Origin of the sequence: Klebsiella sp. JN_Kp126 (genome assembly GCF_033843325.1) — a bacterium.
Lineage (GTDB): Bacteria > Pseudomonadota > Gammaproteobacteria > Enterobacterales > Enterobacteriaceae > Klebsiella > Klebsiella michiganensis.
In genome coordinates this window covers 59,911-81,319 of the sequence record NZ_JAWXQV010000092.1, presented here as the reverse complement: position 1 = coordinate 81,319, position 21,409 = coordinate 59,911, and the positions used below count along the sequence as shown (strand labels likewise).

The following is a 21,409-nucleotide window of genomic DNA, read 5'->3' as shown; positions in this document are numbered from 1 at the left end:
TGATTGATTAGCTTCAGATTCGCTCCGAAGCACGCATCTTGTAAATATGCGGCAGCGTAAAGCTGTGCAGAAATGTGTTACTGTTTACGCCAGACTGCGAACAAAAAATAACTTCTGTACAAAAGTAAAGCTGGCATAACACCAAATGCAATGATAAGTTTACATTAAATGTCCTTTCTAATACTAAGGTGAAAGGGTTTGCAGATGGTGTGTAACGTTTATTTTACGATTTGCGTTGGGTAAGTTTGCGGTACCATTGTTTCTCTTTTCGCTTTCATTTATCCGCAAAATGCGGAACCAAGGGGTCTTCGGTAATGACACAGCTAATATTTCTTGTCGGGCCTCGCGGCTGCGGTAAAACGACCATCGGACACGCGCTGGCGAAAGCTCGCAGCTTTAAGTTCGCCGACACGGACCATGAGCTGCAGGAGCATGAGCAGCGCACGGTAGCGGCTATCGTCCAGCAGGAAGGCTGGGAACGCTTTCGTGCGCTGGAAACGCAGGCTTTAGAACGCGTCGCTCAACCCGCGACGATCATCGCCACCGGCGGCGGCATTATCCTCAGCGAATACAACCGACAGTTTATGCGGGAAAATGGCATCGTTATCTATCTCGAGGCCTCGGTTTCCGCGCTGATTGACCGCCTTGAAGCCTATCCGAAGGCGGAACAGCGCCCGACGCTGACCGGAAAGCCCATCCGCGATGAAGTGGGTGAGGTGCTGGCGCAGAGGGAAGCGCTGTATCGCGCGGCCGCGCATCATATTATTAATGCGACCGCCACGCCGGATGAGGTCGTGGAACAGATTATGACCACCGTCTGCGGCGAGACCTATACCAGTTAAGACTTTGCCTGGGGTAAACGGATCGGCAGCGCCTATACTTTAAAGCTCTTAAGGTAAAAAAAGGAAACGCTATGCCGACCAGACCTCCATATCCAAGGGAAGCGCGTGTTGTCGCCGTTGAAAAGGGCCCGCAGGGCCAAACGGTCACCTGGTATGAACTGCGCGCCGATCACCCGACGCCAAACTCACTCATCAGCGAACATCCTACAGAACAGGAAGCGCTGGACGCCAAACGGCGTTACGAAGATCCTGATAAGTCTTAATTCCTCTTAAATGTCCGGGATTCGTTCTGAAAAGATCGCTACCGGACATGTATCACATTTTTAATCTATTAACGGTACTAATGATTACCTAAGGTACGGATTTTCAGGAGCGTTTTTGACGCTTCTGGAATCTTTACATTCCATATCAGCCGTAACCTGCTACGCTTCTCGACGGTTGCTTTGGGTCACCAGGGGGCAGAAGTTGTAAATAAAAGCCTGTTTTGAAACAGCGGTTGTGAAAAGGTAAACGATATGAGTAGTGCATCGATGGCAATCTTGACCATTGGGGTCGTACCCGTGGCGGAGATGCTGCCGCTTTTAACTGAACATATCAGGGAAGACGAGATCGCCCACATTAGCCTGCTCGGCAAAATGACGCGCGAAGACGTTATGCGGGACTACAGCATAGAGCCCGGCGATGAGATGCTATTGACCTTGCTTAACGATAATCAAATTGCGCAGGTCTCACGGCAGAAGGTTGAGCGTGATTTACGTAGCGTCATTGCGATGCTCGATAAACAAAATTACGACCTTATTTTACTCATGAGCACTCATCCCTTTAGCGGATTTACGGCGAATAATGCGATCCTGCTTGAGCCGCAAAGAATTATTCCGCCGCTGGTCGCGTCGATTGTCGACGGCCATCAGGTGGGGGTGATTGTTCCGGTTGAAGAGATTTTGCCGCTGCAGCGGAATAAATGGCAGGTATTAGAAAATACTCCGTTTTACGCCATTTCCAATCCGGTGAGCGGCGGTAAAGAGGAGTTAATCGCCGCGGGCAGGGAGTTGATTGAACAGGGCGCAGACGTATTAATGCTGGATTGCCTTTGCTACCACCAGCAGCATCGCGACATATTACAAAAGGCGCTGGATATTCCGGTTCTGTTGTCAAATGTGCTGGTTTCACGGCTGGCGGCAGAACTATTAGTTTAACCTGATGTAACGCGTTAATTTTACGTGACAGGGGCAAGGAGCGCCCCCTATATTGTGCCTTCAACACAAGATCATAAGGGCGAGTTTATGCTTCAAAGCAATGAATACTTTGACGGAAAAGTAAAATCTATCGGCTTCACCAGCAGCAGCACCGGTCGTGCGAGCGTGGGCGTGATGGCGGAAGGGGAATATACCTTTGGTACCGCGCAGCCGGAAGAGATGACCGTAGTCAGCGGCGCGCTGAACGTACTTCTGCCGGGAGAGACCGAGTGGAAAGTCTATGCCGCCGGGGAAGTATTCAACGTTCCGGGGAATAGCGAGTTTAATCTGCAGGTGGCTGAGCCGACCTCTTATCTGTGCCGCTACCTGTAATGTTCGTTTCCTTCCTGCGCTGGCAGGAAGGAATTCACGAGATTAGCGCTGCGCTTCGCCGCCTAGCCCTTCCACCAGATTCTGAATCAGCGCGGCCAGCTCGCCGGTCATCAGAATAAAGTCCGCGTCAAAACGCTGGGCGAAATCTTCCCGATCGATATCTTCATTCTGATCGCGCAGTTCGTCGCAGAACTTCAGGCGTTTAATCGAACCATCATCGCACATTAAGAACTGAATACGCTGCTGCCAGTCGAGCGCCAGCTTGGTGACGACCTTACCGGCTTCAATGTGCACGGCGATCTCGTCGCTCACCAGATCCTGTTTTTTCGCGCGGATCACGCCGCCGTCTTCCAGCATCGCTTTCAGCTCGGCTTCATCCAGCAGCTGGAAGCCCTGAGCTACGGTACCGGAACGCACCCACTCGGTCAGCGTCAGTTCGATCGGGGTTTCCAGCGCCAGCGGAACAACCGGCAGCGAGCCCAGTGTTTTACGCAGCAGCGCCAGCGTATCTTCCGCTTTTTTGGCGCTGGCGCAGTCCACCATGATCAGTCCGTTGACGGTATCGATCCACATCATGGTCTGGCTGAAGCGGCTGAAGGCGCGCGGCAGCAGGGAATGCAGCACTTCATCTTTCAGAGAATCTTTTTCGGTTTTTTTCAGCTTACGGCTCTGCTCGGCTTCCAGCTTGAAGATCTTTGCTTCCAGCGCCTGTTTGATCACCGGAGACGGCAGGATCTTCTCTTCTTTACGCGCGCAGATAACGATCTGGCCATTTGCCGTATGCGTCAGCGCATCGCTGTGCGATCCCATCGGCGGTACCCAACCGGTTTTGGCCATATCCTGGCTGCCGCAAGGGGTAAAGGTCAGCTCGGCCAGCTGTTTTTCCATCTCCTCGGCGCGCAGGGAAATGTCGCGGCTGAGACGATAAACCATTAAATTTTTGAACCACAGCATGATAATTTCCACGGCTTAGTCGTTAAATCCAGCGGGCATGATAGCGAATTGTCGCTATGCTTGCATTGTTAATCGGGAGAGGAATTCACAGTGCGCATTGGCATTGATTTAGGCGGAACCAAAACGGAAGTCATCGCGCTGAGCGACCAGGGAGCGCAGCTATTTCGTCATCGCCTGCCTACGCCAGGGAGTGATTATCGCCAGACGATAGAGACGATAGCCTCGCTGGTCGAGATGGCCGAGCAGGCTACCGGGCAGAGCGGCACGGTCGGCATCGGCATCCCCGGGTCGATTTCGCCCTATACCGGCGTGGTCAAAAACGCTAACTCAACCTGGCTCAACGGTCAGCCGTTTGATAAAGACCTTAGCCAGCGTCTGCAACGGGAAGTGCGTCTGGCCAACGATGCCAACTGCCTCGCGGTGTCGGAAGCGGTAGACGGCGCGGCGGCCGGGGCGCAAACGGTATTTGCGGTGATTATCGGCACCGGCTGCGGTTCAGGCGTGGCCCTTAACGGACGCGCCCATATTGGCGGCAACGGTACGGCGGGCGAGTGGGGGCACAACCCGCTGCCGTGGATGGATGAAGATGAACTTCGCTATCGCGCTGAAGTACCGTGCTACTGCGGCAAGCAGGGCTGTATTGAAACCTTTATTTCCGGTACCGGCTTTGCGACCGATTACCGGCGGTTAAGCGGTCATTCGCTAAAAGGCAGCGAGATTATGCAGCGCGTGGGCGAGCGGGAGCCGGTGGCGGAGCTGGCGCTGAGCCGCTATGAGATGCGGCTGGCGAAGTCATTGGCTCACGTGGTTAACATCCTCGATCCGGACGTTATTGTGCTTGGCGGCGGAATGAGCAACGTTGACCGTCTCTACCAGACGGTGCCGAATCTGCTAAAACCATGGGTATTCGGCGGTGAATGCGAGACGCCGATTCGCCGGGCGGCGCACGGGGACTCCAGCGGCGTGCGCGGCGCGGCCTGGCTGTGGCCGCTGTAATCATCAACCGCTGCGCGGCCTGAACGGCGCAGCGGGTATCCCGTGGATTACCGGTCCGGGATCTCCTCCAGGCTGTAGTAAATCGACAGCCCCCTTTTTTTGCCCTCCTCAATATCCAGGTCCGCTCCGCGGGATTCGCCCGGCATGCGCAATATAGCGTCGCAGCGGCTAATGACACGGTGAGCGACCGGGTAGAGATATTCTTCGCTAATCGCATCGCCAATTTCCGTTGAACCCGCAGCTTTGGCGATGGGCAGAGCCAGCCATTCGCCGACCACGGGGATATGCCCTTTCTGGTAAACGCGTAGCGCAACCTGGGCCATATTGTTCAGGTTAGCGTCGATAAGTTCCGCGCGATTGTGGGTGCCGCTGCGTACCGGGCCGGCAATCAAAATAAGTAAGCTTTTCATGGTTAAGACCTTCTTAATGGGCCAGAGGGGATGGGACGATGCTGCCGGAGGCAGCAGTACGCCCTCAGAAAAAGTTATGAATGCACGTTTTTGCACGAAATGATGTGTTTAAAATAATAAGCACGGTTTTTATGCATGATTCCGCCTGATACTCATCGTTAAAGCAACGAATTTAAACTTATCATGCAAATTCGTGCAATATCAAGATTTATCGTGAATGCTGAGCCCGGGCAACGGCGCGACCTCTCCCGTGGGGGAGAGGCTTGAAGACAGGTGCGGAGGGGGAAATTTATTCGACGGCGAAAGCTTTATCGAGACGGCTATAGCCCAGCCCGTTGATTTTTTTAACTTTAATTTGCACAGGAATGCGCTCTTTCATCGCCTCAACGTGGCTGATGACGCCGATAATCTTGCCGCTGGCGTTGAGCGCGTCCAGCGCATCCAGCGCGGTATCCAGGGTTTCGCTGTCCAGAGTGCCGAAGCCCTCATCGAGAAACAGCGAGTCTATCCGCGTTTTATGGCTCACCAGATCGGAGAGCGCCAGCGCCAGCGCGAGGCTCACGAGGAAGCTCTCGCCGCCGGACAGCGTCCGGGTGTCGCGCACCGCGTCCGCCTGCCAGGTATCGACCACTTCCAGCTCCAGGGCGTCGCTGGCTTTGCGTTGCAGCAGATAGCGGCCGTGCAGGCGGTTGAGCTGATGGTTGGCCAGCCACACCAGGTTATCCAGCGTCAGGCCTTGCGCAAACTTACGGAATTTATCGCCCTCTCTGGAGCCGATAAGCGCGTTCAGCCATCCCCAGTCTTCCACTTCCTGCGCAGCGCGTTCCATCTGCTGGCGTAACGACTGCTGACGCTGCTGGTTTTCTGCATTCTGCTTCAGCTGCTGGCGAATCTCTCCCTGACGGGCGCTGTTTTCCCGCAGCAGCGTCGTCAGCTGCTGAAGCTGTTCCTGTACCCGCTCAAGAGGCTGGCTGATATCCGTTTCCGCCGGCGGCTGCTGGCGGTGGCTATCCAGCGCCTCGCGGGCCCGCATCGCCAGCGCCTGATTCTGCTGTAGCGTACTTTCCAGCGTCTGCTTCAGGCGTTCAAGGCGCCGGCGCGTCTCCTCATCGAGCAGCGCGGCGAGAAACGCCTGCTGGTCAGCGAACGGGCTGGCGGCCAGCGCCGCGCTGAACTGCGCTTCGCTCTCTTTCAGCTGAGCCTGCTGCTGGCTCTCCTGCTGCCCCAGGGTTTGCCACTGGCTCTGAAGCGCGAGGCAGTCGTCGTGCACCTGGCGCCAGCCGTCCAGCGGCGCGGGTTCCGCCGCTAAGTCCGTTTCCGGCAAGGACTCCAGCAGCGGGGTCAACTGCTGAAGCTGTTCCTGCAGGGCGATCAGTTCGTTCTGTTTGGCCTGCCAGCCGCGGGTCTCGTCTTCCCGCTGCGCCAGCCAGCCTGCGGCCTGCTCTGCTGCCGGTAAATTCAGCGCAAATGCGGCCAGTTCAGCCGCCAGCGCGGCGCTGCGCTGCGCTTGTTCCTGCTGGAGCTGCTGGAGCTGCTGCTGGCACTCCTGCTGCTGGGCCTGCCAGGCCAGACGCTGCTGATGCTGATACAGCCGCTGTTCATGCTCCTGCTGCGCGTTTAGCCAGCCGGGAATGTCATCCTTTGGCGTCAGGTCGATATTTAATCCGGCGATCGTCGCCTGCCAGCGTGAGGTAAGCGCTTGCTCCTGCTGCAGAAGCGATGCTTTCTCGGTGGCCTCTTTCTGCTGCTGCTTAAGCAGGGCGTCCAGCTCGCCGCGCACCAGGGCGCCGGCCTCCGCCAGCTGTTTGACTTCGCGCTCAAGCGCATCGCGCCGCGCCTGATTTACGCCGGGAACCAGCGCCTGATACTCGGCGACGGCCGGATGCTGCGCGGAACCGCAGAGCGGACAGGGGGAACCGGGCTGCAGGCGGGCTCGTTCGGCCTCCAGGCCGGCAATGCGCGCTTCCATTTCGCACAGGGCTTTGACATCGCTAAACTGCTGATTCTTCTCTTTATAGGCCTGACGGCGCTGGGCCAGGGTGGTTTCCAGCCGCTCCTGCTCCTGCTTACTGGCCTGCCCGGCGGCATGAAGCTGTGATAATCGCTGGCTCAGCGGCTGCAGCTGGCCATGCAGGGCCGCGAGCTGCTGGCGCAGAGCGCGCGCCGCGGCGTGCTGCGCGAGGCTGGCGCTGACCTGCTCAGCATCCAGCGCCAGCCCGTCGGGCGGCAGTTCGCCCAGCCGGCGGCTGGTTTCCGCCAGACGCTGCTGCAGAGCGGCTTGCTGCTGCGTATCGCGGGCCTGCTGCTGGAAAGCGGCCCGCCAGCCCGCCAGCGCATTGCCCCATCGCTGGTAGCGGTCGTGCTCTTTTAGCCATGCGGCGAGCGTTTGCTGGTGGTTCTGCAGGCGTTCAGATTGCTGCCGGGCGGCGAGGCGAATCCCCGCCCGCAGCCGCAGTCGTTCATGTAAGCGAGTATTTACTTCTTCTCTCAGATTGCGGGTTTGCGCCAGCGCGGCGATTTGCTCCTGTTGACGCGTCCACTGCGGGCGTAGCTGCTCCGCGGGCTGGGCATTCAGCAATACGGTAAGCTGCGGTTGCGCCTGCTCCAGCGCAGCCTGCGCTTCGCGTAGCGCGGTTTGAGCCTGCCGATCTTCTGCCGTCAGCTCTGCGCCGCGTACCAGCCACTGACGGGCATTTTGCAGGCGGGTTTGTTCGCTAACCTGCTGTTTTTCTTCATCAGTAAGCGCTTGCAAACTTTGTTGGAGCGCCTGCTGCTGTTCGTCGCTCAGCAGCAGCACGCCGGAGGCCTGGGCCTGAATTTTCTCCAGCTCGACGCGGGCCTGCTTATGCTTTTCAAAGACCTGTGCCGAAATCTGGCCGTAAATCTCGGTGCCGGTCAGCTCCTCCAGCAGCTCGGCGCGCTCTTTCGGTTTCGCATTCAGGAAGGCGGCGAACTGCCCCTGCGACAGCAGCATCGAGCGGGTGAAGCGGCCATAGTCCAGGCCGGTGAGCGAGGCGGTCAGTTCCAGCTTATCTTTGACCTTATCGGCGAGGATCTTGCCGTCCTCGCAGCGCGCCAGCTCGACGCGCGGAACCTGCAGGTTGCCGTCCGGCTGGTTTCGCGCCCGGTTCTGGCTCCAGAAGGCGCGGTAGGCGATGCCTTTTACCTCAAACTCCACTTCCGCCAGGCATTCGGCGGTGTCGCGGGTCATCAGATCGTTCTGCGATTGCGACACGCTGCTCAGGCGCGGGGTTTCGTGATACAGCGCCAGACAGATTGCATCCAGCAGGGTGGTTTTTCCGGCTCCGGTTGGCCCGGTAATCGCGAACAGTCCGTTGCTGGCGAAGGGCTCAGCGGTGAAATCAATTTTCCATTCGCCTTTGAGTGAATTGAGGTTTTTCAGGCGTAAGCTGAGTATTTTCACTGGCGATCCTCACCGTTCAGGCTATGCAGCGTTTCATTAAAGAGCTGTTCCAGGCGCTGCTGCTGCGTTGCTTCCAGCGTTTCCAGCGCCAGACGGCGGGCGAAGACGTCCTCCACCTGCAGTTCGCTGAGGGTCTCGCGCTGAGCGCCGGCCAGAATGCGATCGCGCTGGGCGCGGCTGCGGCGCACCAGCAGCACTTCTACCGGCAGCGTTTCGGTCTGCGCCTGGATTTTACGTTGGATATCATGCATATATTCGTCGCTGGTGACTTCGATATCCAGCCACGCTGAGGGCTGCTGGTCGTTATTCTGCCATTGGTTTAGCTGTGCGCTAATGCTGGCGAAATCGCCCTTAAGGACCGCCAGCGGCTGGGTGACGGGGACGATAAGCGGCGTGACGTCCGTCAGGCAGCCGTTAGCGAAAGTGACCAGATTGACGCTCTTATTTTTCCCGGTTTCGTCAAAGCTCAGCGGGATGGGCGAACCGCTGTAGCGGATATGTTCGCAGCCGCCGACCACCTGCGCCCGGTGAATGTGGCCGAGCGCGATATAGTCGGCGGGCGGAAAACGGCTCGCCGGGAAGGCGTCCAGCGTACCGATATAGATTTCGCGAACCGCGTCGCTTTTGCTGGCGCCGACGGTGGTTAAATGGCCGCTGGCGATAATCGGCAGCGCCCGGTCGCCGCGCAGTTCGCAGGCCAGCTGGTACTGCTGCTGGTAGTAGTCGCTGATGGCGCTGAGCAGCAGCTGCTGCTTTTCGCCGCCAGAGTGCCCGGCCTGGCTGGTCACCAGCTCACGCGGGCGCAGAAACGGTACCGGACAAAAAATCGCCCCCGGCGTACCGTCGCGCAGCGGCAGGATAAAAGGGGCGTGGCCGGCATTGGCCACCACCGTCGTATTCAGGAAGGCGAGAATGTCTCGCGACTCGTTGAGGGTGGCAACCGAATCGTGGTTTCCCGCCAGCACCACCAGCCGGCAGCGGGTCTGCTGTAGCTGAACGACAAAGCGGTTATACAGCTCGCGCGCGTAGCTCGGCGGTGAGCCGGTATCAAAAATATCGCCCGCAACAATAATGGCATCGACATCATGTTCCTGCGCGCTGGCCAGCAGCCAGTCGAGAAACGCCTGATGTTCGGCGGCGCGACTTTTGCTGTAAAAATTTTGCCCAAGGTGCCAGTCAGAGGTGTGAAGGATGCGCATAGTTGTTCCCTGGAGAAAAAGCGTAAGCGGCATTATATACCCGTCATCCTTCAAGTTGCTTATGCGTTGGCTACGTCCAGCCACCTGGTTACCTGTGCTTGTGGGGAGTGAAACCTGAATTATTGAGGGGATAACGCTGCTTTTGGGTGAGTTAAGTCCGTGTCACAATTCGAAATCCGCGTTCATCTGGCGGTCATTTTTTTCATAAATCTGTCATAAATCTGACGCATAATGGCCGCGCACTTCTATACTGATGGCTAAAAAATACAGGGTAAATAATGGCGAGAAGAATTCTGGTCGTTGAAGATGAAGCTCCAATCCGCGAAATGGTTTGCTTTGTTCTGGAGCAAAACGGCTTTCAGCCCGTCGAGGCGGAAGATTTTGACAGCGCGGTCAATCAGCTCAATGAACCCTGGCCTGATTTGATCCTCCTTGACTGGATGCTGCCGGGCGGGTCGGGTCTGCAGTTTATTAAACAGCTCAAGCGTGAAGCGATGACCCGTGATATTCCGGTGGTGATGCTGACCGCCCGCGGCGAAGAGGAAGATCGCGTCCGCGGCCTGGAGACCGGCGCCGATGACTACATCACTAAGCCGTTTTCCCCGAAAGAGCTGGTGGCGCGAATTAAAGCCGTGATGCGGCGCATTTCGCCGATGGCGGTGGAGGAGGTGATTGAAATGCAGGGGCTGAGCCTCGACCCCTCTTCGCATCGCGTCATGACCGGCGAAAATCCGCTGGATATGGGGCCTACGGAGTTTAAATTACTCCACTTCTTCATGACGCACCCGGAGCGAGTCTATAGCCGCGAACAGCTGCTGAATCACGTCTGGGGAACCAACGTTTATGTCGAAGACAGAACGGTAGACGTGCATATTCGCCGTCTGCGCAAAGCGCTGGAACATAGCGGCCATGACCGGATGGTACAAACGGTTCGCGGTACGGGATATCGTTTCTCCGCCCGTTTCTGAATGCTGACAGGAGTGTGAACCGTGCTGGAACGGCTGTCATGGAAAAGGCTGGCGCTTGAGCTTTTCTTGTGTTGTATCCCGGCCCTGATCCTCGGGGCGTTTTTAGGTTATCTGCCGTGGTTTTTATTGGCGGCAGTGACCGGTCTTCTTGTCTGGCATTTCTGGAATCTGATGCGCCTGTCGTGGTGGCTGTGGGTTGATCGCAGCATGACGCCGCCGCCGGGCAGCGGCAGCTGGGAGCCGCTGCTTTACGGACTGCACCAGATGCAGATGCGTAATAAAAAGCGCCGCCGTGAGCTGGGAAGCCTGATTAAGCGCTTTCGCAGCGGGGCGGAGTCTCTGCCGGATGCGGTGGTGCTGACCACCGAAGAAGGGGTGATGTTCTGGTGCAACGGTCTGGCCCAGCAGATCCTGAATCTGCGCTGGCCTGACGATAACGGGCAGAACATCCTTAACCTCTTGCGCTACCCTGAATTTGCCAATTATCTGAAATACCGCGATTTTTCCAAACCGCTCAATCTGGTGCTGAATAACGGCCGTCATCTTGAAATTCGCGTGATGCCCTATAGCGATAAACAGCTGCTGATGGTGGCGCGCGATGTCACGCAGATGCACCAGCTGGAAGGGGCGCGGCGAAACTTTTTCGCCAACGTCAGCCACGAACTGCGCACGCCGTTGACGGTGCTGCAGGGGTATCTGGAGATGATGCAGGAGCAGGTGCTGGAAGGGGGAACGCGCGAAAAAGCGTTGCACACCATGCGTGAACAAACCCAGCGCATGGAAGGCCTGGTTAAGCAACTGCTGACGCTGTCGCGAATCGAAGCCGCGCCGGTACTGGCGATGAACGATAAAATCGATGTGCCGATGATGCTGCGGGTGGTCGAGCGCGAGGCGCAAACGCTAAGCCAGCAGAGGCAGGTGCTGCATTTTTCGGTCGATGAATCGCTGAAAGTACTGGGTAATGAAGAACAGCTGCGCAGCGCCATTTCCAACCTGGTCTATAACGCGGTCAACCATACGCCACCGGGAACGGACATTACCGTAAGCTGGCAGCGCGCGCCGCACGGAGCGTTGTTCAGCGTCGAAGATAACGGGCCGGGCATCGCGCCGGAACATATTCCGCGTCTGACCGAGCGTTTCTACCGGGTGGATAAAGCGCGTTCAAGACAGACCGGCGGCAGCGGTCTGGGGCTGGCGATCGTCAAACACGCCGTCAGCCATCACGATAGCCGCCTCGAAATTGAGAGTACGCTGGGGAAAGGCACCCGCTTTAGCTTCCTGTTACCGGAACGTTTAATTGCCAAAAATTGAGCCCGAGCGGCCGGGTGTCAGAATAACTTGCCAATGACCAGCTTCGGCTGGTCATTTTCCTTTGCAGCGCAATCACAGCTGCGTAATTAACGAACGCTCGCTGCTTTTTTGTTCGCATGATAAGCCAGATGTTTTCTATCCATCAGGTAAATAATTCTACGCATCAAAATAGAGTTAGCATAATCATCTGCTTTTGCGATCCCTCCTTGCTTTAAAACGTTATAAGCGTTTAAATTGCCCCCCTACGGTCGCAGACAGACTGTTTTTGCGTGGTAATTCAAAAAACAATTCTTTTCCACGCCGCTTTGGGAGCATATCCCGCTGAGTTTACTGACAATGGCCGCTGTATCATCCCCAGGGGAAAGGCGCGGTATTTATCCGTTTTTACAACACCACATCCACAGGCTGTAATGAATTTATGACCCATCAGTTAAAATCTCGCGACATCATAGCGTTGGGCTTTATGACCTTCGCGCTGTTTGTCGGCGCAGGCAATATTATCTTCCCCCCAATGGTTGGCTTACAGGCCGGCGAACACGTCTGGAGCGCGGCCATTGGCTTTCTGATTACCGCCGTGGGTCTGCCGGTGCTAACGGTCGTGGCGCTGGCAAAAGTCGGCGGCGGCGTAGAGAGCCTGAGCACGCCGATTGGTAAAGTCGCCGGTATCCTGCTGGCGGTCGTCTGCTATCTGGCCGTAGGGCCGCTATTCGCGACCCCGCGTACCGCGACCGTCTCTTTTGAGGTGGGGATTGCCCCGCTGACCGGCGACGGCCCGCTGCCGCTGCTGATTTACAGCGTTATCTATTTTGCGCTGGTGATCCTCGTTTCGCTCTACCCGGGCAAGCTGCTGGACACCGTGGGGAATTTCCTCGCGCCGCTGAAAATTATCGCCCTGATTATTCTCGCCGTGGCGGCAATCGTCTGGCCTGCCGGTCCCCTGAGCCACGCGATGGAAGCCTACCGCACCGCGCCGTTCTCTAACGGCTTCGTCAACGGCTATCTGACCATGGACACCCTCGGGGCAATGGTCTTTGGTATCGTGATTGTCAACGCCGCGCGTTCACGCGGCGTGACCGAAGCCCGCCTGTTGACCCGCTACACCGTCTGGGCTGGCCTGATGGCCGGCGTGGGCCTGACGCTGCTGTACCTGGCGCTGTTCCGTTTAGGTTCCGATAGCGGCACGCTGGTGGAGCAGTCCGCTAACGGCGCGGCGATTCTGCATGCTTACGTCCAGCACACCTTCGGCGGCGCGGGAAGCTTCCTGCTGGCGGCGCTGATCTTTATCGCCTGTCTGGTGACGGCGGTGGGCCTGACCTGCGCCTGCGCGGAGTTCTTTGCCCAGTACCTGCCGTTCTCCTACCGTACGCTGGTGTTTATCCTCGGCCTGTTTTCGATGGCGGTCTCCAACCTCGGCCTGAGCCACCTGATTCAGATTTCGATTCCGGTGCTGACGGCTATCTATCCGCCGTGTATCGCACTGGTTGTATTAAGCTTTACCCGCGGTTGGTGGCATAATTCGTCCCGCGTAATCGCCCCGGCAATGTTTATCAGCCTGATGTTTGGTATCATTGACGGCATTAAAGCGTCGGCGTTTGCAGAGATGATGCCGTCCTGGACCGCGCGTCTGCCGCTGGCGGAGCAGGGCCTGGCCTGGCTGATGCCAACCGCCGTTATGGTGGTGCTGGCGGTTATCTGGGATCGCGCAGCGGGACGTCAAGTGACATCCAGCGCGCACTAACCGACGCTTTACACAGGTGTTTAACCACGGGACTTCAGGTCCCGTGGTTTTTTGTTTTTTTGGTCACCCTCCTTTGTTCTTTGCCCCCGCGAAGGCCAGAGGAGAAAAACGGCATGGAACACGATGGAAAGTAGTAACAAGCTTAAGCGCGGGCTAAGTACCCGGCATATTCGCTTTATGGCGCTGGGGTCGGCAATCGGTACCGGCCTTTTCTATGGTTCGGCTGACGCGATTAAAATGGCGGGGCCGAGCGTTCTGTTGGCTTATATTATCGGCGGCGCCGCGGCCTACATTATCATGCGCGCGCTGGGCGAGATGTCGGTGCATAACCCGGCCGCCAGTTCATTCTCGCGCTACGCGCAGGATTATCTTGGCCCGCTGGCGGGCTATATCACCGGCTGGACCTACTGTTTCGAAATTCTGATTGTCGCCATCGCCGACGTCACGGCCTTCGGTATCTATATGGGCGTCTGGTTCCCGGCGGTACCGCACTGGATTTGGGTGCTCAGCGTGGTGCTGATTATCTGCGCCGTCAACCTGATGAGCGTGAAGGTCTTCGGCGAGCTGGAGTTCTGGTTCTCCTTCTTCAAAGTCGCCACGATTATCATCATGATCCTCGCCGGTTTCGGCATCATTATCTGGGGTATTGGCAACGGCGGGCAGCCGACGGGTATCCACAACCTCTGGAGCAACGGCGGCTTCTTCAGCAACGGCTGGCTGGGGATGGTGATGTCGCTGCAGATGGTAATGTTCGCCTACGGCGGGATCGAAATCATCGGTATCACCGCCGGCGAAGCGAAAGATCCGGAGAAATCCATTCCGCGCGCCATTAACTCGGTGCCGATGCGTATCCTGGTGTTTTACGTCGGGACGCTGTTTGTGATTATGTCTATCTATCCGTGGAACCAGGTGGGGACCAACGGCAGCCCGTTCGTACTGACCTTCCAGCATCTCGGCATCACTTTTGCCGCCAGCATCCTGAACTTTGTGGTGCTGACCGCTTCGCTGTCGGCGATTAACTCCGACGTCTTTGGCGTGGGGCGTATGCTGCACGGCATGGCGGAACAGGGCAGCGCGCCGAAGATGTTCGCGAAAACCTCCCGTCGCGGGGTGCCGTGGGTGACGGTGACGGTGATGACGATTGCCCTGCTGTTCGCGGTCTATCTTAACTACATTATGCCGGAGAACGTCTTCCTGGTGATCGCCTCGCTGGCGACCTTCGCCACCGTCTGGGTGTGGATTATGATCCTGCTGTCGCAGATCGCCTTCCGTCGCCGCCTGCCGCCGGAAGAGGCAAAGGCGCTGAAGTTCAGGGTGCCTGGCGGTGTCGCGACCACGGTGATTGGCCTGCTGTTCCTGGTCTTTATTATCGGTCTGATCGGCTACCATCCTGATACCCGCATCTCGCTGTACGTTGGCTTTGCGTGGATTCTCCTGCTGCTGATTGGCTGGCAGTTTAAAACTCGCCGCGAGCGAAAACTGGCGAAAGCCTAGTCATTTTCGTTCTCTTCTTGCCGGATACGCACGGGCTATCCGGCAAGCTATCCCTCCACCCCCGCCATCCTCCCCCAATAATTCTGCCGATGATGAGTCATACGCCAGTACGCTGTGGCAAGGTGTGCCCATTCTGCAAAGAGAGGAATAATGATGTTGAAGGCATGGCACCTCCCGGTTGCTCCGTTTATTAAGGAACAGCAGGAACGACTGATTATTACGCTATGGTTAAGCGGCGACGATCTGCCGCCGCGGGTCACGCTGCGCGCGGAAGAGGATAACGAAGAGCTGTCGCTGCCGATGCACCGCCTGCGGCAGGAGCCGCATCCGGGCGTGGTGGCGTGGCGCGGGGAAATCAGCCTCGTTAACGGGCAGCCGCGTCGCCGCTACAGCTTCAAGCTGCTGTGGGCCGACCGCCAGCTGTGGTTCACGCCGCAGGGGTTCAACCGCTTTCCGCCGGCGAGGCTGGAGCAGTTTGCGGTCGATCTGCCGGACAGCGGACCGCAGTGGGTAGCCGATCAGGTATTTTATCAAATCTTCCCTGACCGTTTTGCCCGCAGCGAGTCTCGCGAAGCGGGACAGGATGTGATTTATTACCATCACGCCGCCGGTCACGACATCGTACGCAAAACGTGGGATGAACCGCTAACCGCCGAGGCGGGCGGCTCCACCTTTTACGGCGGCGATCTCGATGGTATCAGCGAGCGGCTGCCGTACCTGAAGCAGCTTGGCGTGACGGCGCTGTACCTGAATCCGGTATTTGTCGCCCCCAGCGTGCATAAATATGATACCGAGGATTATCGTCGCGTTGATCCGCAGTTTGGCGGCGATGCGGCGCTGCTGCGCCTGCGCCACCATACGCAAAAAGAGGGAATGCGTCTGATCCTCGATGGCGTGTTCAACCATAGCGGCGATTCGCATGCCTGGTTCGACCGCCACCAGCGCGGTAGCGGCGGTGCCTGCCATAACGCCGATTCGCCGTGGCGCGACTGGTATAATTTTTCCCCCGAGGGCGTTGCCCACGACTGGCTGGGATACGCCAGCTTGCCTAAGCTGGACTACCGGTCGTCGACGCTGATCGATGAAATCTATGGCGGGGAAGATAGTATCGTGCGCCACTGGCTGAAAGCGCCATGGAGCATGGACGGCTGGCGCCTGGACGTGGTGCATATGCTGGGCGAAGAGGGCGGGGCGCGCAATAACCTGCGCCATATCGCCGGCATTACCCAGGCGGCGAAGCTGGAGCGGCCGGACGCTTTCGTGTTCGGTGAGCATTTCGGCGACGCGCGCCAGTGGCTACAGGCCGACGTTGAAGACTCGGCGATGAACTACCGCGGCTTTACCTTTCCGCTGTGGGGCTTTCTCGCGAACACCGATATCTCCTACGATCCGCAGAAAATTGATGCGCAGACCTGTATGGCGTGGATGGATAACTATCGCGCCGGACTGTCGCACCAGCAGCAGCTGCGGATGTTTAACCAGCTCGATAGCCACGATACCGCGCGCTTTAAGTCTCTGCTCGGCAAAGATGTTGCCCGCCTGCCGCTGGCGGTAGTGTGGCTATTTAGCTGGCCGGGCGTGCCGTGCATTTACTACGGCGATGAAGTGGGCGTGGATGGCAATAACGATCCGTTCTGCCGTAAGCCGTTCCCGTGGGATCCGGCTTTGCAGGATGGCGCTCTGCTCGAACTGTACAAGCGGATGAGCAAGCTGCGTAAGGCCAATCAGGCGCTGCGCTACGGCGGCTGTCAGGTGATTTATGCCGAAGATAACGTGGTGGTGTTCGTGCGCGTCTATAAACAGCAGCGCGTGCTGGTGGCGATCAACCGCGGCGAAGCCTGCGAGGTGGTGGTGGAGGATTCGCCGCTGCTCGACGTCAACGGCTGGCAGCTGAAAGAGGGCGCCGGGGCGCTACACGACGGCGTGCTGACGCTACCGGCGATCTCCGCCAGCGTCTGGTTTAGCCGCTAGTCGTAGAGCTGGCCCAGGCTTTCACTTTGCAAAATGGCCTCGCGCCACCAGCGCTGGGCCAGCCCGTCGTTGCCGCTGCGCCAGGCCATATAGGTGATATCTTTCTCGCGGCAGGAGATGACGGCCTTTTCGACCAGCTCGCCTTTTTCCAGCCACGGCCGGGCAATGTGGCGCGGTAAAAAGCCGCAGCCCAGCCCGGCGCGCAAGAGTTCGACTTTACTGGCGAAATCATCGACGCGGATTTGCGGCTGCTCGTCGAGCAGGTTGCTGTTGAGCGGATGGCAGTAGCGGGCGCTGTCGCTGATGACCACCGCGCGATGCAGGCTGAGCTGCTTGTTGGTCAGCGGTTGGGTTGTTTCCGCCAGCGGATGCCCCGGCGCGATGACGAAAATATTGTCCATGGCGCCGAGCATTTTCCACGACCATTCGGCGGAGGTCGGCGGTTCATTGATCGCCCCGAGAATAATATCCGCGCCGTTGTGGGTGAGCTCTTCCCACGAGCCCGCAAGAGTATGGTGGGTAAAGTTAAGGCGGGTTTGCGGATGCTGGGCGTAGAACGCGTCGATCAGCGGCAGCAGCGCGCTAAACGGGAAAGAGTCATCCAGGGCGATTGCCAGATCCCGTTCCCAACCGGCGCTGAGCTGCACCGCCTGCTTTTCCAGATCTTTGGCGGCATTCAGCAGCAATCGGCCTTTCTCCAGCATCATTCTGCCCGTATCGGTAAATTTTGCCCGGTGCCCGGAGCGATCCAACAGAGTGATATTCAGATCGTTTTCCAGCTTTTGAATCATGTAGCTCAGCGCGGCAGGGGTTTTAAATAGCGATTCTGCGGCGGTGGCAAAAGAGCCATGTTTGTCCAGCGCGTCGAGAATCAACAGGACATCAAGGTTCAGGCGCATGCGTCAGCTTCCGGTAAAAAAGAGTGCCCCCGTTTTACCGGAGCGCCCTGTTCAATTCCAGTGAATAATTTAGAACGGTTAACCGTAAAAATTTGATAAACATAATTTCGCCCATCTTGTAATGGTTAATCGAATAGTCATAACTTTTCGCTTTGGAAATAAATCAGAAAAAAATCTTTAATAACTCGTTAGAAATTACTGACTATACTCACCATGCTTTATCAGTCAGGATCCAGACAGCACAACGGAAACGGTAGTATCTTTTTAACTCATTGATTAACAGGATATGTTATGTCTATTCGTGAACTGATCGATCCCTCAAACTCAGCGCTTATTTTTATTGACCACCAGCCGCAAATGTCTTTTGGCGTAGCTAATATTGACCGTCAGACCCTGAAAAATAATACGGTGGCCTTAGCCAAAGCGGGCAAAATTTTTAATGTTCCGGTGATTTATACCTCAGTAGAAACCAAAAGCTTCAGCGGCTATATCTGGCCGGAACTGCTGGCCGTACATCCTGATGTGAAACCTATTGAACGTACCTCAATGAATTCCTGGGAAGACGCGGCTTTTGTTGAAGCGGTAAAGGCGACCGGACGCAAGAAACTGATTATTTCCGCACTGTGGACGGAAGTCTGCCTGACTTTCCCGGCGCTGATGGCGCTGGATGCGGGCTATGAAGTTTACGTGGTGACCGATACCTCCGGCGGCACCTCGGTTGATGCCCACGAACGCTCCATTGACCGTATGGTGCAGGCCGGCGCGGTGCCGGTAACCTGGCAGCAGGTGCTGCTGGAGTACCAGCGCGACTGGTCGCGTAAAGAGACGTATGACGCGGTGATGGACCTGGTGCGCGAGCACAGCGGCGCCTACGGGATGGGCGTGGATTACGCTTATACCATGGTGCACGGCGCGCCAGAGCGTAAAGCTTAAATACACTTCATCCTTCAAGCTGCCTCTTTGTTGGCTTCGTTTGCCCGCCCCGACGCAGCGTGAATGATTTTGTGTATGGTCATGTATAGCGAATGGCGGCGGACAACCCGCCATTCCCTGAAGCAAGGAACTCTTAATGGCGCAACAGAAATCGGTGACCCTGGTGATCAGCCATATGCTCGACCCGGAGCATGGCCAGCGGTATGAAGCGTGGCTGGGCAAAATTATGCCGATTGCGGCAGAGTTTCCCGGCCATCTTGGCGCAAACGTCATTCGTCCGGCCCCCGGGCAGAATTTATGGAGCGTGATTATTCGCTTCGACACCATTGAGCATCTTTACGCCTGGACCCAGTCGGAGACCCGCCGCCAGCTGGTGGCGGAAATTGCGCCGCTGCTGAGCGAAGGCGATCGTACCGAAGTCCGGACTGAACCGGCCTTCTGGTTTACGCCCCCCGCGGCGAACGTGCGCCAGCCGCGACGCTGGAAGCAATTTTTAATCACCCTGCTGGTGATTTTCCCCAGTACAAACCTGGTGCCGTCAATAACCGGAATACTGTTGCCCTCGCTGAAGGGAAGCCTGTTGCTGCATCTGATCAATGATGCCTGTGTGGTCGCGCTGGTGGTCTGGTTCTGGATGCCCATCGTGACCCGTCTGTTTGCTGGCTGGTTAAAGAAAAACTGAGCCAGTCTCCTGAAGGAGTGCGTTATGTCGCAAACTGCCACACTGATCCTGACCCACGGTCGGGTTCATACTCTCGATCGTCAAAATCCCCTGGCCGATGCGGTGGCGATCGCTGACGGTAAAATTCTCGCCGTCGGTAGCCACGATCGGATCATGAGCTTTGCCGCGGACGGGACGCAAATTATCGATCTCAAAGGCCATACGGCGATCCCCGGCCTGAACGACTCCCACCTGCACCTGATCCGCGGCGGCCTGAACTACAATCTGGAGCTGCGCTGGGAGGGGGTTCCCTCGCTGGCGGACGCGCTGCGGATGCTAAAAGATCAGGCCGACCGCACGCCGTCGCCGCAGTGGGTGCGGGTGGTCGGCGGCTGGAGCGAGTTCCAGTTCGCCGAACGGCGGATGCCGACGCTGGAGGAGCTTAACGATGCGGCGCCGGATACGCCGGTATTTGTCCTGCATCTGTACGATCGCGCATTGCTAAACCGCGCGGCGCTGAAGGCGGTGGGCTACACCAAAGAGACCCCGGATCCGGCGGGCGGCGAGATCGTTCGCGACGGTAAAGGCAACCCGACCGGGATGCTGATCGCCAAACCCAATGCGATGATCCTCTACTCGACGCTGGCCAAAGGGCCGAAGCTGCCGCTGGAACTTCAGGTCAACTCAACGCGGCAGTTTATGCGCGAGCTTAATCGTCTGGGGCTGACCAGCGCTATTGATGCCGGGGGCGGTTTCCAGAACTACCCGGAAGATTATGAAATTATTGAACAGCTGCACGCCAAAGAGCAGATGACCGTACGTATCGCCTATAACCTGTTTACCCAGCGGCCTAAGCAGGAGCTGGAAGATTTTGAGCGCTGGACCGATATGCTCAAGCCGGGACAGGGCACCGATTTTTACCGCGCCAACGGCGCCGGGGAGATGCTGGTTTTCTCGGCGGCGGATTTCGAAGACTTCCTCCAGCCGCGTCCGGATCTGCCGGAAGGGATGGAAGATGAGCTGGAGCGGGTGGTGCGCCATCTGGTTGAACACCGCTGGCCGTTCCGCCTGCACGCCACCTATGATGAATCCATCAGCCGGATGCTCGACGTCTTCGAGAAGGTGAATCGCGATATTCCGTTCAACGGGCTGCACTGGTTCTTCGATCATGCGGAAACCATCACCGAGCGCAATATCGAACGCGTTAAAGCGCTGGGCGGCGGCATTGCCGTACAGCACCGTATGGCTTTCCAGGGCGAATATTTTGTCGACCGCTACGGTAAAGACGCGGTCAAACATACGCCGCCGGTCGCGAAAATGCTCGAACTGGAGGTTCCAGTGGGTCTGGGGACGGATGCCACCCGCGTGGCGAGCTACAATCCGTGGACCGCGCTTTACTGGCTGGTATCAGGGCGTACCGTCGGCGGGATGGCGATGTACGACGACAGCAACCGCCTGCCGCGCGACGTGGCGCTGGAACTGTGGACGGCGGGAAGCGCGTGGTTTTCCAGCGAGCAGGGCAAGAAAGGGCGCATTGAGCAAGGCCAGCTTGCCGACCTGGTGGTGCTGTCGAAAGACTACTTCAGCGTCGCGGAAGAGGAAATCAAGGGGATCGAGTCGGTGCTGACGGTGGTGGACGGCAAGGTGGTGTACGCGGCGGGACACTTTTCGCCGCTGGCGCCGCCGCCCATTCCGGTGCTGCCCGAGTGGTCGCCGGTGGTGAAAGTTCCGGGCCATTACCGTTCCGCGCCGCCGACGGCCGCGAATATCGGCGCGATAGTTCAGATGCACCAGTGCTGCGGCAGCTGCGGCGTACATGGGCATCAGCATGATATTGCGCGCAAATCGGCGATTCCGGTTGCCGATGAGCAGGCGTTCTGGGGCGTACTCGGCTGCTCCTGCTTTGCTTTTTAGCGCGACGGACGCTTATTAGTACCGGTAGGCCAATGAGAGCGTTCACGCCCTCATTGGCCTTTTTCATTTTCTCGGATAGCGCTGATAAGACAATGTGTGTCATTCTGCTCCCTCTTCAAACAGTGAA

General features: G+C 57.6%; 18 protein-coding genes. 13 read left to right on the top strand and 5 right to left on the bottom strand.

The annotated features are described in order from the left end of the window. Window positions 1–314: 314 nt before the first annotated feature. The 4 genes from aroL to ppnP all read left to right on the top strand — a co-directional run bounded on the left by aroL (window position 315) and on the right by ppnP (window position 2,410). Window positions 315–842 (top strand): shikimate kinase AroL, encoded by a 528-nt coding sequence (gene aroL, locus SIK97_RS25545; RefSeq protein WP_004848163.1) that lies wholly within the window; start codon window positions 315–317, stop codon window positions 840–842. Between the two features lie 71 nt (window positions 843–913). Further along, a complete protein-coding gene (locus tag SIK97_RS25540; protein WP_004129622.1) occupies window positions 914–1,105 on the top strand; it encodes a YaiA family protein in 192 nt (63 codons plus the stop codon). 252 nt (window positions 1,106–1,357) lie between these two features. Next, window positions 1,358–2,038, top strand: coding sequence for an AroM family protein (locus SIK97_RS25535; protein WP_165795123.1), 681 nt, complete (start codon window positions 1,358–1,360; stop codon window positions 2,036–2,038). A gap of 87 nt (window positions 2,039–2,125) precedes the next feature. Further along, a complete protein-coding gene (gene ppnP / locus SIK97_RS25530; protein WP_004099395.1) occupies window positions 2,126–2,410 on the top strand; it encodes a pyrimidine/purine nucleoside phosphorylase in 285 nt (94 codons plus the stop codon). 42 nt (window positions 2,411–2,452) lie between these two features. Here the strand turns inward: ppnP and rdgC are convergent, their stop codons facing one another. Next, window positions 2,453–3,364 (bottom strand): recombination-associated protein RdgC, encoded by a 912-nt coding sequence (gene rdgC, locus SIK97_RS25525; protein ID WP_032748204.1) that lies wholly within the window; start codon window positions 3,362–3,364, stop codon window positions 2,453–2,455. A gap of 90 nt (window positions 3,365–3,454) precedes the next feature. Here rdgC and mak point away from each other — a divergent pair, with 90 nt between their 5' ends. Beyond that, window positions 3,455–4,360: a fructokinase gene (mak, locus tag SIK97_RS25520; protein WP_057173159.1), complete on the top strand. Its 906-nt coding sequence runs from the start codon at window positions 3,455–3,457 to the stop codon at window positions 4,358–4,360. A gap of 47 nt (window positions 4,361–4,407) precedes the next feature. On the opposite strand, the gene SIK97_RS25515 is transcribed toward mak, so the two are convergent. From SIK97_RS25515 to sbcD, 3 genes are all read right to left on the bottom strand, one after another. After that, on the bottom strand, window positions 4,408–4,770 hold the full coding sequence (locus SIK97_RS25515) for an NUDIX hydrolase (protein WP_014228145.1): 363 nt from the start codon (window positions 4,768–4,770) through the stop codon (window positions 4,408–4,410). Window positions 4,771–5,059: 289 nt separating this feature from the next. After that, a complete protein-coding gene (gene sbcC / locus SIK97_RS25510) occupies window positions 5,060–8,194 on the bottom strand; it encodes an exonuclease subunit SbcC (protein ID WP_057173158.1) in 3,135 nt (1,044 codons plus the stop codon). Then, window positions 8,191–9,393, bottom strand: coding sequence for an exonuclease subunit SbcD (sbcD, locus tag SIK97_RS25505; RefSeq protein WP_057173157.1), 1,203 nt, complete (start codon window positions 9,391–9,393; stop codon window positions 8,191–8,193). Before sbcD ends, sbcC begins: the two co-directional genes overlap by 4 nt. 278 nt (window positions 9,394–9,671) lie before the next feature. On the opposite strand from sbcD, the gene phoB reads away from it, so the two are divergent. The 5 genes from phoB (at window position 9,672) to malZ (ending at window position 16,875) form a co-directional block, all read left to right on the top strand. Further along, the gene (gene phoB, locus SIK97_RS25500; RefSeq protein WP_004099401.1) at window positions 9,672–10,361 is read left to right on the top strand and encodes a phosphate response regulator transcription factor PhoB; all 690 of its coding nucleotides are present in this window, start codon (window positions 9,672–9,674) and stop codon (window positions 10,359–10,361) included. A 21-nt stretch (window positions 10,362–10,382) separates the two neighbouring features. Then, a complete protein-coding gene (gene phoR, locus SIK97_RS25495; protein WP_004848171.1) occupies window positions 10,383–11,672 on the top strand; it encodes a phosphate regulon sensor histidine kinase PhoR in 1,290 nt (429 codons plus the stop codon). A gap of 418 nt (window positions 11,673–12,090) precedes the next feature. Continuing rightward, on the top strand, window positions 12,091–13,410 hold the full coding sequence (gene brnQ / locus SIK97_RS25490) for a branched-chain amino acid transporter carrier protein BrnQ (RefSeq protein ID WP_014837566.1): 1,320 nt from the start codon (window positions 12,091–12,093) through the stop codon (window positions 13,408–13,410). Between the two features lie 123 nt (window positions 13,411–13,533). Next, entirely contained in the window at window positions 13,534–14,904 is a 1,371-nt protein-coding gene (gene proY / locus SIK97_RS25485; RefSeq protein WP_014228149.1) for a proline-specific permease ProY, read from the top strand. A 153-nt stretch (window positions 14,905–15,057) separates the two neighbouring features. Beyond that, on the top strand, window positions 15,058–16,875 hold the full coding sequence (gene malZ, locus SIK97_RS25480; protein ID WP_049101914.1) for a maltodextrin glucosidase: 1,818 nt from the start codon (window positions 15,058–15,060) through the stop codon (window positions 16,873–16,875). Here malZ and SIK97_RS25475 read toward each other — a convergent pair. After that, window positions 16,872–17,774, bottom strand: a complete 903-nt coding sequence (locus SIK97_RS25475) for a LysR family transcriptional regulator (protein ID WP_004129645.1) — start codon at window positions 17,772–17,774, stop codon at window positions 16,872–16,874. The two genes, malZ and SIK97_RS25475, sit on opposite strands and share 4 nt — an antisense overlap. A 291-nt stretch (window positions 17,775–18,065) precedes the next feature. On the opposite strand from SIK97_RS25475, the gene SIK97_RS25470 reads away from it, so the two are divergent. The 3 genes from SIK97_RS25470 (at window position 18,066) to SIK97_RS25460 (ending at window position 21,282) form a co-directional block, all read left to right on the top strand. Next, the gene (locus tag SIK97_RS25470) at window positions 18,066–18,707 is read left to right on the top strand and encodes a hydrolase (RefSeq protein WP_004848179.1); all 642 of its coding nucleotides are present in this window, start codon (window positions 18,066–18,068) and stop codon (window positions 18,705–18,707) included. 136 nt (window positions 18,708–18,843) lie between these two features. After that, window positions 18,844–19,389, top strand: coding sequence for an antibiotic biosynthesis monooxygenase (locus SIK97_RS25465; protein WP_025107189.1), 546 nt, complete (start codon window positions 18,844–18,846; stop codon window positions 19,387–19,389). A gap of 24 nt (window positions 19,390–19,413) precedes the next feature. Then, window positions 19,414–21,282: an amidohydrolase gene (locus tag SIK97_RS25460; protein ID WP_047724320.1), complete on the top strand. Its 1,869-nt coding sequence runs from the start codon at window positions 19,414–19,416 to the stop codon at window positions 21,280–21,282. Window positions 21,283–21,409: the final 127 nt, after the last annotated feature.

What these genes read in the sequence shown, in the direction of transcription:
- aroL (WP_004848163.1), top strand. Translation starts at nt 315, where the DNA reads ATGACACAGCTAATATTTCTTGTCGGGCCTCGCGGCTGCGGTAAAACG.
- SIK97_RS25540 (WP_004129622.1), top strand. Translation starts at nt 914, where the DNA reads ATGCCGACCAGACCTCCATATCCAAGGGAAGCGCGTGTTGTCGCCGTT.
- SIK97_RS25535 (WP_165795123.1), top strand. Translation starts at nt 1,358, where the DNA reads ATGAGTAGTGCATCGATGGCAATCTTGACCATTGGGGTCGTACCCGTG.
- ppnP (WP_004099395.1), top strand. Translation starts at nt 2,126, where the DNA reads ATGCTTCAAAGCAATGAATACTTTGACGGAAAAGTAAAATCTATCGGC.
- rdgC (WP_032748204.1), bottom strand. Translation starts at nt 3,364, where the DNA reads ATGCTGTGGTTCAAAAATTTAATGGTTTATCGTCTCAGCCGCGACATT.
- SIK97_RS25515 (WP_014228145.1), bottom strand. Translation starts at nt 4,770, where the DNA reads ATGAAAAGCTTACTTATTTTGATTGCCGGCCCGGTACGCAGCGGCACC.
- sbcD (WP_057173157.1), bottom strand. Translation starts at nt 9,393, where the DNA reads ATGCGCATCCTTCACACCTCTGACTGGCACCTTGGGCAAAATTTTTAC.
- phoB (WP_004099401.1), top strand. Translation starts at nt 9,672, where the DNA reads ATGGCGAGAAGAATTCTGGTCGTTGAAGATGAAGCTCCAATCCGCGAA.
- brnQ (WP_014837566.1), top strand. Translation starts at nt 12,091, where the DNA reads ATGACCCATCAGTTAAAATCTCGCGACATCATAGCGTTGGGCTTTATG.
- proY (WP_014228149.1), top strand. Translation starts at nt 13,534, where the DNA reads ATGGAAAGTAGTAACAAGCTTAAGCGCGGGCTAAGTACCCGGCATATT.
- malZ (WP_049101914.1), top strand. Translation starts at nt 15,058, where the DNA reads ATGTTGAAGGCATGGCACCTCCCGGTTGCTCCGTTTATTAAGGAACAG.
- SIK97_RS25475 (WP_004129645.1), bottom strand. Translation starts at nt 17,774, where the DNA reads ATGCGCCTGAACCTTGATGTCCTGTTGATTCTCGACGCGCTGGACAAA.
- SIK97_RS25470 (WP_004848179.1), top strand. Translation starts at nt 18,066, where the DNA reads ATGTCTATTCGTGAACTGATCGATCCCTCAAACTCAGCGCTTATTTTT.
- SIK97_RS25465 (WP_025107189.1), top strand. Translation starts at nt 18,844, where the DNA reads ATGGCGCAACAGAAATCGGTGACCCTGGTGATCAGCCATATGCTCGAC.
- SIK97_RS25460 (WP_047724320.1), top strand. Translation starts at nt 19,414, where the DNA reads ATGTCGCAAACTGCCACACTGATCCTGACCCACGGTCGGGTTCATACT.